12 protein-coding genes, 1 tRNA gene and 1 pseudogene are annotated in these 14299 nt (G+C 63.8%); 9 read left to right on the top strand and 5 right to left on the bottom strand.

The window, feature by feature from the left end; genetic code table 11:
- Window positions 1-4: 4 nt before the first annotated feature.
- The 4 genes from AC3WL8_RS25725 to loiP all read left to right on the top strand — a co-directional run bounded on the left by AC3WL8_RS25725 (window position 5) and on the right by loiP (window position 3945).
- Complete coding sequence (locus AC3WL8_RS25725) at window positions 5-958, top strand: alpha/beta fold hydrolase (protein ID WP_228772356.1); 954 nt, start codon at window positions 5-7, stop codon at window positions 956-958.
- Window positions 959-1293: 335 nt separating this feature from the next.
- Window positions 1294-2589, top strand: a complete 1296-nt coding sequence (gene aceA / locus AC3WL8_RS25720) for an isocitrate lyase (protein WP_211979836.1) — start codon at window positions 1294-1296, stop codon at window positions 2587-2589.
- 273 nt (window positions 2590-2862) lie between these two features.
- Window positions 2863-2938: transfer RNA gene (locus AC3WL8_RS25715), tRNA-Met, on the top strand.
- Window positions 2939-3183: 245 nt separating this feature from the next.
- Window positions 3184-3945 (top strand): metalloprotease LoiP, encoded by a 762-nt coding sequence (gene loiP, locus AC3WL8_RS25710; RefSeq protein WP_114134201.1) that lies wholly within the window; start codon window positions 3184-3186, stop codon window positions 3943-3945.
- 82 nt (window positions 3946-4027) lie between these two features.
- On the opposite strand, the gene AC3WL8_RS25705 is transcribed toward loiP, so the two are convergent.
- Together AC3WL8_RS25705 and AC3WL8_RS25700 are read right to left on the bottom strand one after the other, a co-directional pair.
- Window positions 4028-4462: a universal stress protein gene (locus AC3WL8_RS25705; RefSeq protein WP_013957090.1), complete on the bottom strand. Its 435-nt coding sequence runs from the start codon at window positions 4460-4462 to the stop codon at window positions 4028-4030.
- Window positions 4463-4633: 171 nt separating this feature from the next.
- Entirely contained in the window at window positions 4634-5584 is a 951-nt protein-coding gene (locus tag AC3WL8_RS25700) for a substrate binding domain-containing protein (protein WP_492379079.1), read from the bottom strand.
- A gap of 272 nt (window positions 5585-5856) precedes the next feature.
- On the opposite strand from AC3WL8_RS25700, the gene AC3WL8_RS25695 reads away from it, so the two are divergent.
- The 4 genes from AC3WL8_RS25695 (at window position 5857) to AC3WL8_RS25680 (ending at window position 10965) form a co-directional block, all read left to right on the top strand.
- A complete protein-coding gene (locus AC3WL8_RS25695) occupies window positions 5857-6558 on the top strand; it encodes a haloacid dehalogenase type II (RefSeq protein WP_013957088.1) in 702 nt (233 codons plus the stop codon).
- Between the two features lie 50 nt (window positions 6559-6608).
- The gene (gene aceB / locus AC3WL8_RS25690; RefSeq protein WP_013957087.1) at window positions 6609-8195 is read left to right on the top strand and encodes a malate synthase A; all 1587 of its coding nucleotides are present in this window, start codon (window positions 6609-6611) and stop codon (window positions 8193-8195) included.
- A gap of 270 nt (window positions 8196-8465) precedes the next feature.
- Window positions 8466-9458, top strand: coding sequence for a Bug family tripartite tricarboxylate transporter substrate binding protein (locus tag AC3WL8_RS25685; RefSeq protein WP_211979834.1), 993 nt, complete (start codon window positions 8466-8468; stop codon window positions 9456-9458).
- 4 nt (window positions 9459-9462) lie between these two features.
- Window positions 9463-10965 (top strand): M20/M25/M40 family metallo-hydrolase, encoded by a 1503-nt coding sequence (locus AC3WL8_RS25680; RefSeq protein WP_211979833.1) that lies wholly within the window; start codon window positions 9463-9465, stop codon window positions 10963-10965.
- Here AC3WL8_RS25680 and AC3WL8_RS25675 read toward each other — a convergent pair.
- Complete coding sequence (locus AC3WL8_RS25675) at window positions 10962-11912, bottom strand: LysR family transcriptional regulator (protein ID WP_211979832.1); 951 nt, start codon at window positions 11910-11912, stop codon at window positions 10962-10964. The genes AC3WL8_RS25680 and AC3WL8_RS25675 overlap by 4 nt on opposite strands.
- A gap of 454 nt (window positions 11913-12366) precedes the next feature.
- Between AC3WL8_RS25675 and AC3WL8_RS25670 the strand changes: the two genes are divergently transcribed.
- Entirely contained in the window at window positions 12367-12612 is a 246-nt protein-coding gene (locus AC3WL8_RS25670) for a DUF1484 family protein (protein ID WP_013957083.1), read from the top strand.
- Between the two features lie 333 nt (window positions 12613-12945).
- Here AC3WL8_RS25670 and AC3WL8_RS25665 read toward each other — a convergent pair whose 3' ends face one another.
- Both AC3WL8_RS25665 and AC3WL8_RS25660 read right to left on the bottom strand, forming a co-directional pair.
- Window positions 12946-13641, bottom strand: coding sequence for a dienelactone hydrolase family protein (locus AC3WL8_RS25665; RefSeq protein ID WP_211982277.1), 696 nt, complete (start codon window positions 13639-13641; stop codon window positions 12946-12948).
- 64 nt (window positions 13642-13705) lie between these two features.
- A pseudogene (locus AC3WL8_RS25660) lies at window positions 13706-14146 on the bottom strand (cysteine hydrolase family protein).
- Window positions 14147-14299 lie beyond the last annotated feature (153 nt).

Below are 14299 nucleotides of genomic sequence, written 5' to 3'. Positions count from 1 at the left end.
GGCCATGAACGCTCCGCAATCCCTGCAGCCGCAGGTCTTCCCCCAGCAGTTCTTTATCCACGCCGGCGACGTGCGGCTGTCCGCCACCAGTTGGGGTGAGCCCGGGCCAGGGCGGCCCACCATCGTCCTGGTGCACGGCTATCCCGACAGCAGCGAGGTCTGGCACGGCGTGGCGGCGCAGTTGGCGGGGCGCTTCCATGTGGTGGCCTATGACGTGCGCGGGGCAGGGCGCTCAACCACGCCGCGTGCGACAGACGCTTACAGGCTGCAGAAGCTTGCCGATGACTTCATCGCAGTCATCGATGAGGTCTCGCCGCAGCGCCCGGTGCACCTGGTGGGCCACGACTGGGGTTCGATCCAGAGCTGGGAGTTCGTCACCGATGCACGCCTGCAAGGGCGCATCGCCTCATTTACCTCCTGCTCCGGCCCATGCCTGGACCACGCGGCAATCGGCCTGCGCGAACTACGCGGGCAGCGGTCGCTGGCTGCGTTGGGCAAGACATTGAGGCAGCTGGCGGCATCCTGGTATATCGGCGCCTTCCACCTGCCGTGGCTGCCTGAACTGACCTGGCGGCTGTGGCTGGGCCGTGCGTGGCCGCACTACCTGCGCCTGACCGAGGACCTGCGCACGGCGCCCAGTCCCACACAAACTGCCGACGGCTGCCACGGCGTGCGCTTGTACCGCGCCAACTTCCTGCCCGTGCTGCGTGCCCCGCGCCAGCGTCATGCCCATGCGCCGGTGCAGGTGATCGTGCCGTTGCATGACCGGTATGTGAAGCCGGCGCTGACCGAAGACCTGCACCGCTGGACCACGCAACTCTGGCGCCGCACCGTGCCCGCGCACCATTGGCTGCCGCTGGCCGACGCCCAGGGGTTTGCCGCCATGGTGCGGGAATTTGTCGAGCATATGGAAGGGGAGCCTGCCTCACCGGAGCTGTTTGCCGCGCGCATCCGCTAGCGGAGGCAGCGCATTCTGCGCATTTTTCACAATGTGGAAAGATGTTTTGGACCGCAAAAATACATGGTTTGCGTAGCACAACACCATTTCTCATGATGGAAGATCATGTCCCGTATTGTGAAATAAAATCGCTAAGTCATTGAATTATTGAGATAAAAAACTAAGCGACAATCGCAGATCAAGGTTGTTGCAACGCGGGAGGGTTTTCTACACTCTTATATAAGACCTATGACCTGAGGCGCGAAAAACAGCGACCCACGCAGCAGCACCGCGATCAGCCCAGGCCAGGTGGTCAAGAGATTCTCAGCCATCCCCGCATCATCAGGAGAGTGACCATGACCCGCCAAGAACAGATCCAGGCCCTGCAGAAAGACTGGGATACCAATCCCCGCTGGAAGGGTATCAAGCGCAACTTCACCGCCGAAGACGTGGTGCGCCTGCGTGGTTCGGTTCAGGTCGAACACACTCTGGCACGCCGCGGCTCCGAGAAGCTGTGGAACCTGTTGCACACCGAGCCGTTCGTCAACTCGCTGGGCGCGCTGACCGGCAACCAGGCCATGCAGCAAGTGAAGGCCGGCCTGAAGGCCATCTACCTGTCGGGGTGGCAAGTCGCAGGCGACGCCAACCTGGCCGGTGAAATGTACCCCGACCAGTCGCTGTACCCGGCCAACTCGGTGCCGCAAGTCGTCAAGCGCATCAACAACACCTTCCAGCGCGCCGACCAGATCCAGTGGAGCGAAGGCAAGGGCGACACCGACTTCTTCGCCCCGATCGTGGCGGATGCTGAAGCCGGCTTCGGCGGCGTGCTGAATGCGTTCGAACTGATGAAGTCGATGATCGAAGCGGGCGCCGCCGGCGTGCACTTCGAAGACCAACTCGCTTCGGTGAAGAAGTGCGGCCACATGGGCGGCAAGGTGCTGGTGCCGACCCGCGAAGCCGTCGCCAAGCTGACCGCTGCCCGCCTGGCCGCCGACGTCTCGGGCGTGCCGACCCTGGTGATCGCCCGTACCGACGCCGAGGCCGCCGACCTGCTGACCTCGGACGTAGACGAGAACGACAAGCCGTTCTGCACCGGCGAGCGCACCGTGGAAGGTTTCTACCGCGTGCGCAACGGCCTGGAGCAGTCGATCTCGCGCGCCCTGGCCTACGCTGAAGTGGCTGACCTGGTGTGGTGCGAAACCGGCAAGCCGGACCTCGAGTTCGCCAAGAAGTTTGCCGAAGCCGTGCACGCCAAGTTCCCAGGCAAGATGCTGGCCTACAACTGCTCGCCGTCGTTCAACTGGAAGAAGAACCTGGACGACGCCACCATCGCCAAGTTCCAGAGGGAACTGGGCGCTATGGGCTACAAGTTCCAGTTCATCACCCTGGCCGGCTTCCACTCGCTGAACTACTCGATGTTCAACCTGGCCTACGGCTACGCCCGCAACCAGATGAGCGCGTTCGTGGAACTGCAGGAAGCCGAGTTTAAGGCAGCCGAGAAGGGCTTCACCGCGGTCAAGCACCAGCGCGAAGTCGGCACCGGCTACTTCGACGCCGTGACCCAGACCATCGAAGGCGGCCAGTCGTCGACGACCGCCCTGAAAGGTTCGACCGAAAACGAACAGTTCTTCGAAGACAAGAAAGTGGCCTGACTCTCCTGGTCACCCCCGCCGGAACGTGGGTCCGGCGGTTAAAGAAGGCGTGCGACCATCACGCTTTCTGATTTAGGCGCCGCGCCGTTCTCTCTCAGGGACGGCGCGTTTTTTTATTTTCCGACGCGGGGAGGGTTGGCGGGTTGCCGTTCAACGGGTGTTCAAGACTCAAAGCTATGCAGAGTTGCCTCCCAAGCCTGGCCAGGTTCACGCCGGAGCGGCTTTTCTCATTCAAGGGTATCCAGATGCTGCCAACTCGCGTATATTGCGCCCCGCGGGGTGGAGCAGTTGGCAGCTCGTCGGGCTCATAACCCGAAGGTCGCAGGTTCAAGTCCTGCCCCCGCAACCAGATTCGAAAGCCCGCCCGGTTCGCGCCGCGCGGGTTTTTTTGTATTGGCGACCTGGTCGAAGAGATGCATTGCCGTGAGCCGGCATCGAAGCGCTGGGCTTGCGGCGGGCGCGAATCTGCTGGAATGCAATAAATTGTCATTTTTGGCGACTTGCAGCATTTGGGTGATTCCCGCCGTAAGAAGGATGGCTTAAAGTGCCGGGGCCTTTATCGGCACTTCCGAGCTACTCACCAAGAACAACATCATGAAAGCATCTCTCTCGCTCGCTTCCTGCGCCGTCGCGGCGGCACTGCTGGCCGGCTGTTCCGGCGGCATGCCCACCAATCTCGATGGCGTGATGAGCGCCGGCACGTCGCTGGCCAAGGCCGCCACGCTGTCTGACGCCGACGTCAAGAGCCTGTCCGACCAAGCTTGCGCTGAATCGGACAAGACCAACAAGATCGCTGCTGCCAACACCACCTACAGCAAGCGCCTGGTCAAGATCATGAGCGGGCTGAAGAACAGCGATGTGCCCAACGTCAACGCCAAGGTCTACATGACCAAGGACGTCAACGCCTGGGCCATGGCCAACGGCTGCGTGCGCGTCTACAGCGGCCTGATGGACATGATGACCGACGACGAAGTGCGTGGCGTGCTGGGCCATGAGCTGGGCCACGTGGCGCTGGGCCACACCAAGAAGGCCATGCAGGTTGCGTACACGGCCACGGCCGCACGCGGCGCAGCAGCAGCTGCCGGCAACAGTGCGGTGGCGGCGCTGTCGCAGTCGCAACTGGGCGAACTGGGCGAGCAGCTGATCAATGCGCAGTTCTCGCAGTCGCAGGAAAGCGCGGCGGATGACTATTCCTTCGACCTGCTGACCAAGAACAAGGCCAACACGCGTGGCCTGGTGACGGCGTTCCAGAAGCTGGCCAAGCTGGACGGCGGCAAGTCCAGCATGTTCTCGTCGCACCCGGGCTCGGAAGACCGCGCCAAGCATATCGAGCAGCGCATCAGCAAGGCTTCGTAAGCGGACTGCGCAAGCAAAAAACCGCCCGCACCGATCATGCCGGTGCGGGCGGTTTTGCTTTGCTGGCGCTATGCGCCGGGGGTCAGCGGTAGACGATCACGGGGATGTCGGTATGCGTCAGCACCTTCTGCGTCTCGCTGCCCAGCAACAGGCCGGACAAGCCGCGCCGGCCGTGCGACGCCATGAAGATCACATCGCAGCCATGGCGCTCGGCAGCGTCGATGATGCCCAGGTAGGGCACGGCAAAGGTCGACATATCGGCATCGAAGGTCACGCCCGCCGCCGTGGCCAGGTTCTCGACCTCTTTCAGGTATAGCTTGGCCTGGTTCTCGATGCGGTCCTTGAAGGACTGCGGGGCCTCGACCACGATTTCGCTGAACGGCGTGTAGGGGTACTCCTCCAGGCAGACATAGGCTGTGATGCGCGCGCCGATGGCCTTGGCGAGCTCCAGTCCGCCGTTGATGGCTTTCTTGGAGAGTTCCGAGCCGTCGGTGGGTAGCAGGATATGTTGGAACATGCGGGGCTCCTTTTCTGACTAGGGGATCGGGGCAGGGCAGCCAGCTCGGTGGTTGCCGGGGCGACGGGAAGCGCCTGTCACGAATCCATTGTAGTCAGTGTGCCGAGAAGGGCATTGCGCGGAATCAATTGCAATGAAAGTGTCTCAGTACACCCGCATGCGCCCCATTCCTCAGTCCGCCAGGACCTCCGCAACCGGCATGGCCGCGGCCTGTTCGGCACGGCGCCAGTAGGACGGGTTGCCGTAGGTGTTCTTCAGGTGATCGATAAACAGCCGCACCCGCAGCGGCAGGTGCTTGCGCTGCGGAAACACCGCGTGGATGCCGATCGGCGGCGCCTGGAACTCATCCAGTACCGTCACCAGCCGCCCGCTGCCGATCTCGCTGCCCACCTCCCACCAGGAGCGCCACGCCAGCCCGTTGCCTTGCAGGCACCACTCATGCAGCACCGCGCCGTCGCTGCATTCCATGGTGCCGCCCACCTTGACCGTGACCGCGCGGCCTTCCTCCTGGAACACCCAGCCACGCTGCACATTGGCGCTGGCGCCAAAGGCAAGGCAGTTGTGGCGCTGCAGGTCTTCCGGCGCGCCGGGACGCCCGGCGCGCGCCAGGTACTCGGGCGAGGCCACCACCACGCGGCGCGTTTCCGCCAGCCGGATCGATACCAGGCTGGAGTCGGGCAGGTCGCCCAGGCGGATGGCGCAGTCGAAGCCTTCATTGATCAGGTCGACCACGCGGTCAGACAGGTCCAGCGTGATCGAAACGTCCGGGTGCGACTCAATAAACAGCGGCACCAGCGGCGCCACGTGCTTGCGGCCATAGCCCGCCGGGGCGGTCACGCGCAGGTGCCCGCTGGCCTTGACCCCGCCGGCAGAGACGCTGGCCTCGGCGTTGTGCAGGTCGTTCAGGATGCGCTGGCAGTCTTCCAGGAAGGCAGAGCCTTCAAAGGTCAGGCTGATCTTGCGCGTGGTCCGTACCAGCAGTTTGACGCCCAGGCGCTCCTCCAGCGCGTCGATGCGCCGCCCGATGATGGCCGGCGCCACGCCTTCGGCCGCCGCCGCTGCGGAAAGGCTGCCGCGCGACGCGACGGATACAAAGGTCTCCAGTTGTTTGAAATGGTCCACAAATGTTTGCCTGCTGTGTGCCGGCATGGGCACACAATCGGTGGCGTTGCGTCCATATGGCCGGCAGTGAGGAGAATTTGGTGCGGAGTTTTGTTTTAGTCAGCCAAGATTAGTGGCCTAAAAGTAAAAGATCAAGTGACCCGCGACCACTTTGCCGCACTGCAGCGTCTCCCTACAATTCGATGCATTCAATGGTGTACAGAGCCACGCAGCTGTGGTCTGCTCGTCCATCCACCCAGTCGCCCGTACCGTTGCAGGTTGCCCAGGCCCTCATGAACAAGATCCGCGCAGTCGTCTTCGATGCCTATGGCACGCTGTTCGACGTGTATTCCGTCACCGCGCGCGCGGAACAACTGTTCCCGGGCCGCGGCGAGGCGCTGGCGCTGCTGTGGCGGGACCGGCAGATCGACTACACGCGCATCCGCACCATGGCCGCCCCCGATGGCTCGCGCTACAAGCCGTTCTGGGCGATCACCGTGGACGCGCTGCGCTACGCAGCCGAGCGCCTGAGCCTGACGCTGGACGAAGCCGCCGAAGCGCAGCTGCTCAAGGAATATGCGTGCCTGTCCGCGTTCCCGGAGAACCTGGGAGCGCTCAAGCGCCTGCGCCGCGCCAGGCTGCCGCTGGGCATCCTGTCCAACGGCAATGCCGAGATGCTGGACATCTCGGTCAAGAGCTCCGGCATGCATGGCCTGTTCGACCACGTGCTGTCGGTGGACGCCGTGCGCCAGTACAAGACCGCGCCGGCCACCTACGCGCTGGGGCCGCAAGCCTTCAGCCTGCCCGCGGAAGAGATGCTCTTTGTCTCATCCAACGGCTGGGACGCCTGCGGCGCCACCTGGTTCGGCTACACCACGTTCTGGATCAACCGTGCCGGCCATCCGGCGGAGCGGCTCGACGTAGCCCCCTCCGGCACCGGGCACGACATGAACGACCTGCTGGAATTCGTCCGCGCCCGTGGCGTGGCGGTGTAGCAGGGTCCCTTCAACCAAGCCTTATCGCTATCGAACACAGGAGAAGACTGATGGCTATCACGCTGCCCGCGGGCATGAAGATTACCGGCGAGATCCTGCCGGCCTACGAAGATATCCTCACGCCGGAAGCCCTGGCCCTGGTAGACAAGCTGCACCGCGCCTTTGAGCCGCGCCGTCAGGAACTGCTGGCCGCGCGCGTGGAACGCGCCAAGCGCCTGGACGCCGGTGAGATCCCTGACTTCCTGCCGGAAACCAAGAGCATCCGTGAAGGCGACTGGAAAGTTGCCCCGATCCCCCAGGCCCTGGAATGCCGCCGCGTGGAAATCACCGGCCCGGTCGAGGCCAAGATGGTCATCAACGCCTTCAACTCGGGCGCTGACAGCTACATGACCGACTTCGAGGATTCCAACACCCCCAACTGGCACAACCAGCTGCAGGGCCAGGTCAACCTGAAGGCCGCCGTGCGCCGCACGCTGACCCTGGAATCCAAGGGCAAGCAATACAAGCTGAACGACAAGATCGCCACCCTGCAAGTGCGTCCGCGCGGCTGGCACCTGGACGAGAAGCACGTCACCATCGACGGCAAGCGCATTTCGGGCGGCATCTTCGACTTCGCGCTGTTCCTGTTCCACAACGCCAAGGAGCAGATCGCCCGCGGCGCCGGCCCGTTCTTCTACCTGCCCAAGATGGAAAGCCATCTGGAAGCACGCCTGTGGAACGACATCTTCGTGATGGCGCAGAACGAAATCAGCCTACCGCAAGGCACCATCAAGGCCACCGTCCTGATCGAAACGATCCTGGCGGCGTTCGAGATGGACGAAATCCTGTATGAACTGCGCGAGCACAGCGCGGGCCTGAACGCCGGCCGCTGGGACTACATCTTCTCGTGCATCAAGAAGTTCAAGAACGACAAGGACTTCTGCCTGGCCGACCGCGCCAAGGTCACCATGACCGCGCCGTTCATGCGCGCCTACGCGCTGCTGCTGCTCAAGACCTGCCACCACCGTGGCGCTCCCGCCATGGGCGGCATGAGCGCGCTGATCCCGATCAAGAACGATCCGGAGAAGAACGCCATCGCCATGGAAGGCATCATCAGCGACAAGCGCCGCGACGCCACCGACGGCTACGACGGCGGCTGGGTGGCCCATCCGGGCCTAGTCGAGCCGGCCATGAAGGAATTCGTGGCAGTGCTGGGCGACAAGCCCAACCAGTTCGGCAAGCAACGCCCGGACGTGCAAGTGAAGGGCGCCGACCTGCTCGACTTCAAGCCAGAAACGCCGATCACCGAGCACGGCCTGCGCATGAACATCAACGTCGGCATCCACTACCTGGGCGCCTGGCTGGACGGTAACGGCTGCGTGCCGATCCACAACCTGATGGAAGATGCTGCTACCGCCGAGATCTCGCGCTCGCAGGTGTGGCAGTGGATCCGCTCGCCGAAGGGCAAGCTGGAAGACGGCACCAAGGTGACCGCTGAGCTGGTGCGCAAGCTGATTCCGGAAGAGCTGGCGAAGGTGAAGGCACTGGTGGGTGGCGATACCAAGACGTATGACCGGGCTGCCGAGATTTTTGAGCAGATGTCTACGTCGGAGGATTTTGCTGAGTTCCTGACGCTGCCGCTGTATGAGGAAGTTTGAGCGGGTAGGGCTCTAGCAGGATGAAAAACCGCAGCTTTGGCTGCGGTTTTTTCTTTTGGGAGTCTCCCTCCATGTCAGGATTGTTGCGGGCCCATGCGGTCGTCGGCCTGTCAGACGAATGACGAATGGTCAAATACTGGCAACTAGACGTGTTAGGGCGCAGATTTTCGATCTGAAAAACAAATAGTTTGACCTGAACAATCGATTTCACAGCTCAGTTGCGGAAACGTAGAGTGCATGCAAGACAGATCCCCCCCACGAGTTCCCGTCATGCTTGTTGCCCCCCTGCGTCGACGCCTTGGCGTTGCGCTTCTGATCTCTCTGTCAGGCGTCCCGCTTGCCGCCATCGCCTCTGATGCCGACCCTTATCCCCAGCGTCCGGTCAGGATCGTCGTACCGTTCGGTGCGGGCGGTACGACCGACATCGCGGCGCGAGCGCTGGCCTCCAAGCTCCAGGCTCGCCTGGGCCAACCCGTGATCGTCGAAAACCGTGCCGGTGCGGTGACGGCGATTGGCAGCGAATTCGTCGCCAAGGCTGCGCGGGATGGGCTGACGTTGCTGTATTCGGGTTCGACCACTTTCTCCGTGCTGCCGGCGCTGCGGCAGGACCTGCCGCTGAATCCCGACACGACCTGGACGCCGATCGGCATAGTGGCGCAGACCGCCGTGGTGGTATCGACGCGCGCCGCTGGCAAGATCCATAGCTTCGCCGATATCGCCAGGCAGGCCAATGCCGGAGGCGCTGGCGTGACCTACGGCACCTTCGGTCCCGGCTCCGCACCCCACCTGGTGGGCGCGATGATCGCCCGCAGCATCAAGGCGGACATGACGGCGGTGCCGTACAAGGGCAGCGCGCAGGTCTTAACCGATGTCATCGGCGGGCAGATCGACCTGAGTATCGATCCGGTGGCGGTCGTGCAGGGGAATATCAATGCCGGCAAGCTGCGTCCGCTGGCGATTAGTTCGGCCACGCGTTCACCATTGCTACCCAACGTGCCGACATTCGCCGAGGTGGGCGTCGCCAGTGGCGGAGCCTCGTTCTGGTATGGGCTGGTCGCGCCCAAGGGCACCCCGGCGCCGATCGTAGATCGGCTGCAGGCGGAGTTGCGTGCGATCGTGCAGGACGCAGAGTATCGCGAAGTCCTGGCCAAGCAGGGCCTGGAAACGCTGTCTGGCGGCGCGGAGGAGTTCCGGCGCAGGACGCGCGCAGAGATCACGCAGTTCCGCCAGTTGGCGCGGGATGCAAACATCCGCATGGAGTGACGCGATGCCGGCTCAATCCACTATGCGCGCCGCGCCGGACTATGCGACTGAAGATGTGCGCGCCGTACAGGCCGCGCGCGCGAGCTGGCGCGAGTTTCTCGCGCTCCTGAGGCTGCCGAATGTGACAGCCGATGCCGCGGACGTATGCAAGACGGCCGACTGGCTGTCGCAGGCATTCGCGCGCCGCGGCTTCGCGGTGACGTCGCTATCAAACGGCGAACGTCCCATGCTGCTGGCCGGGCGCCGCTGCCCGGATCCGGCAGCGCCAACCATCCTCTGCTACATGCATATGGATGCGCAGCCCGTGGCCAACCAGCCATGGAGCCAGCCCAGCCCGTGGCAGCCAACGCTGCGCCCCTCTTGGTCGATGCCGGATGTCGCATACATCGATCCTTCCGATGCGCTTGTCGGCGACGAGATCGATCGCGATGCGCGGCTCGTGGCGCGCGCGGTGGCGGATGACAAGGGGCCCATCATGATGCTGCTGGCTGCGTTGGACAGCCTGGCCGAAGAGGCGCGCGGCACGTCGGTGCATCTCAAGGTGCTGCTCGACAGCGAAGAGGAGATCGGCGCGCCCAACCTCGGGACGGTGGTGTCGGCCAACCGCGAGGCCCTGAAGGCTGACGCGATGCTGGTGCTCGACGGCTCGATGCACGCCAGCAATCGCCCCACCATGATCCTCGGCAATCGCGGCGCGTTCATGACCACGCTGACCGTATTTGGCCCCCGCCGCGACCTGCATAGCGGCCAGTTCGGCAACTACGCGGCGAACCCTGTGTTCCGCCTGGCAATGTTGCTGGCGTCGATGAAAGACGACGATGGCAAGGTGCGGGTGGACGGGTTCTACGACGGCATTGCGTTGACCGACGACTACCGCCGCCAGCTCGAAAGCGTGCCGGACGACGACGGTGTCTTGCGCGCGCGTGCCGGCATTGCGCAGCCGGAGCGCGTGGGCGGGACATACCAAGAAGCGCTGCAGTACCCGACGCTCAACGTGGTGGGCATCGCTGCCGCTCAGGTCGGCGCAGCGGCGCGCACGATCATTCCCGCGCAAGCCACGGCAACATTCGATGTCCGCACCGTGCCGGAGACAGACCCGGAACGGCTGTTCGGGCTGCTGCGCGCGCACGTCCTGGCGCAGGGCTTCCACCTGATCGAGGGCGAGCCCACCGAGGATGATCGCCGACGGTACCCAAAACTGGCGCGCCTGGTGCAGCCACGCTTCAACGGTATGGCCCATGCGGTGCGTACCCCGGCCGACGAGCCCGTGTGCCGCTGGGTGGAAGGAGCACTGGTCGCGGCGCATGGCGAAGCGCCGGTGTGCATCCGCATGATGGGCGGCTCGGTTCCCACCGGCATTGCGGTGCGCGAACTCGGCGTCCCGTGCGTGCTGCTGCCGCTGGTCAACGCTGACAACAACCAGCACAGCCACGACGAGAACCTGCGTCTGGGCAACTACATCGACGGCATCCGCACGCTGCGCCGATTGCTGACCCATCCGTTCTAGCACTTACGCGTGCGCGGCGCCGTGTCGGGCGGATGATCCTGGATGAAGTCGAACAGCGCCGCCGCCGCGGCAGAGAAATTGGGCGGCTCGCGCGTGACCAGGTAGATGTCCCGCGTCAGGCTGCGGTCTAGCGGAATCGCAACCTGATCACGCAGCGCGAGTGCCTGCAGCGCCAGGTTGGGAGCGACGCTGATGCCCACGCCAGCACGCACCATGCCCAGCATCGTGTGCAGGTGCTCGACTTCGTGCACGACATTCAGCCGCGCAGGCGCGATCCTGGCGACAAGCCGCGCCATGGCGACGCTGCCGCGCGGTGCGGCAATGAAGGGATAGGGCAACAGGTCCCTTGGCTTGAGCGTGCGGCGCGTGGCGAGGGGATGTCCCTTGGGGCAGATCACCGAGAAACGGTCCGCGTGGAAATGAGCGAGCCGCATGCCGGGCATCATGGGCTCTGCCGGTGTCGCGATGGCGAAGTCCGCGTCGCCGTCGCGCGCGGCGGCGATCGCTTCGTGCGAGAACTCGTCTCGCAGCAGCACGCTGACGTTCGGGTGCAGGCGCGCGAATGACTGCAGGATGTCCGGAAACCAGCCGCCGGCAAGGCTCGGTATCACGGCAACCGTGGTCCGGCCGCGCTTGAGCGAAGCATGGTCGCGCACGCTGCCGACCGCATCGTTGATCTCAGCCAGCAGCCGGGCCGCGTGTTCGGCAAAGAGCTTGCCTTCCGGTGTCAGCGTGATGGTACGCGTGGAGCGGTCGAACAGCTTCGCACCTACGTGGTTTTCCAGGGCCGCGATCAGGGCGCTGAAGGCCGGCTGCGAGAGCGCCAACACACTGGCGGCGCGCGTGAAGTTGCGCGCTTCGATCAAGGCCAGGAAGGCGCGTAGGTCGCGCGTGGAGATGTCCATGTCGAGGGGGCGGTAAGCAAAGTCCTGTGTCGCGTTCAGCAATGGGCTGCTGTCACGTCGGACAGGCGACGAGTATGTCCTGTTCGCCGCTGAAGCGCGCCTCTTGCAACAGCGGTGTAGACACTATGGCGGATGCCAGTTCAATGGCCATCGTACAGCATGAAGTACGCGTGCCGATGTCTAGTGCTGACGAAGAACCATCGGGACGATTGCGAATCCTCTTATCGCCACAGACACAAGGGACGGCAACACTAGACCCGTCGCCGAAACAACGGCGACCGGGCGTAGCAACCTGAACAGCTCCAAGGGATCGCCGTTTCATACGGCCTCGTCTCCGCGCATGTGCTGGCTCTCTTTCAACGGCGGGCCGGGCGGGGCAGCCGAAAGGCTGGCCGGGCTCCCTTGGATTGCCGGTATTGCTACCCCCGCTGTCAGACCCGCCACCCTCCAACTGAGTGCATCAGGCGGGTCCTCCAACCTTCCCTAGGAGCTCGCAATGCAAGACCAAACCGCTTCGAAACAAGACATCATCCTGGCCGCCATTCCAGACTGCCTGTACTCGCTTGGACGCGTCAGCGCCGGCCTGGGCTGCGTCCTGTCCCTGCTGGAAGTTGAAAGCGAACGGTCAGAGGTGTGCCACGGCGTGCATTGTCTGGTGGCGATGCTCAAAGCGCAGCTTGATCAGACTGCGGAGGAGCTTCTCCGGACGAGTGAGTTGGGTTCTGATGTTGCCGGTGGATGAGAAATGCTCTGGCCGGATGGAAGGCCGCAGCTTAGGCGGCGGTCTTTCCCTCTGGCTATTCGCGAACAACAGTGGGTCTGTTTGCAAAGCGGCTGACCGACTCCGGCTGTGGAATCAACCGGTCGATGCAACAGATTGATGAAATCGTTCCGCCGGTGTATCGAAGTCTAGTGTCTTGCGCGGACGTTCATTGAGCCGCCTGGCTACGGCGTTGCGTTTTTGATCCATTCACGCAAGCCTCATCCGGCGAAGCTGACTTGACGATCCAAGGGAGCATTGGGTTCAACGGCGCCGTCCCCGGTCCCGCCGGACGTAGCGTGGTTGCGGCGCAGGCTATGGCATTGCCTGGAAGAACGAAAGCGTCTGGGCATTGGCCCGTTTGGCGGCGTCGGCGACATAGTGGACGCCCTGGTTTCGCGCGAAGGCGTGCATGCAGCCGGGATACGTGTGTATCTCGACATTGGGCTTGTCCGACAGCACCGCGACGATCCGCGCCCGCGCTTCCGGCGGCACGAATTCATCTTCCTCGGCGATATGCATCAGCAGCGGCGTGGTGAACGTCGCGGCCTCGCCGAGATGCTTGTCGATGCCGACGCCGTAGTAGGAGACAGCCGCTTCGGCGTTGGTGCGGACTGCGGTCAGGAATGCCAGCAGTCCGCCAAGGCAGTAGCCGACCGTGCCCACGCCGCCGGTAACGCCGTCCAGCCGCCGCGTGAACTGGATGGTCGCATCCAGGTCGCCCACGCCCGCATCGACATCGAAGGCCTGGTAGAGCGCCAGGGCCTTCTGCCATTCCGCATCGCTCTTGTCGGTGAGTTCGACGTTCGGCTCCTGGCGCCAGTAGAGATCCGGGCAGATGGCGGTGAAACCGTGTTGCGCGAAATGATCGCAAATGGCGCGCATGTCGTCGTTGATGCCGAAGATCTCCTGGATCACCACTATGGCCTTGCCGCTTGCCGCTGATGTCGGCCTGGCAAGGTAGGCCCGGAAGTTGCCGTCCGGAACGTCGATCGATGTGTACTCGCCCATGATGCCTCCTGTTATGCGGGGGTTTTGCCCATGCGGGCAGCCATCAATGTAGCGCAATTCCCCGTCAGCGCGCGCCCAGCGCGGCGAGCAATTCGGCGGTGGTCAGGATGGCATGCGCGAACGTGGGCCCGTTGATCTCATGCGCGGCATGCAAGGCTTCCGGCGAGAATGCCGCGGTCGCGTTCCGCACCAGGGTCACATGGTAGCCAAGTTCCGCCGCGAACCGCCCCATGGCTTCGATGCAGGTGTTTGCCAGCTAGCCCATCAGGATGACCTGCCGGATGTCGTGCTGCTTGAGCTGGAAATCCAGGTCCGTGTTGGCGAAGCCGCTGCCGCCCCAGTGCTCATGGACAATCACGTTGCCGGCCATGGGGCGGAAATCAGGATGCCAGTCCCCGCCCCAGGTGCCTTCGGCAAAGACCTGCGCGCGGCTGGGACCGAGCTGGTAGGGGCTGGCGCGCTGCCAGCCGAGATGCTCGTCCGGGCGGGCGCGATGGTGCGGCACGTAGAATACCTGTATGCCGCGCTAACGCGCCGCGCTGGTCACCGCACGCAGATTTGCCAGCGTCCCGAGTTTGTCCGACCACCTGCTTGGCCAGGCCGTTCAGCTTGCCGCCTTCGCGCAGGAAAGCGTTGTACGGATCCACCAGCAGAAGCC

Source organism: Cupriavidus sp. FW305-F7 (genome assembly GCF_058782875.1).
The sequence above is the reverse complement of the archived record's forward strand: the minus strand, read 5'-3'. Positions and strand labels throughout refer to the sequence as shown.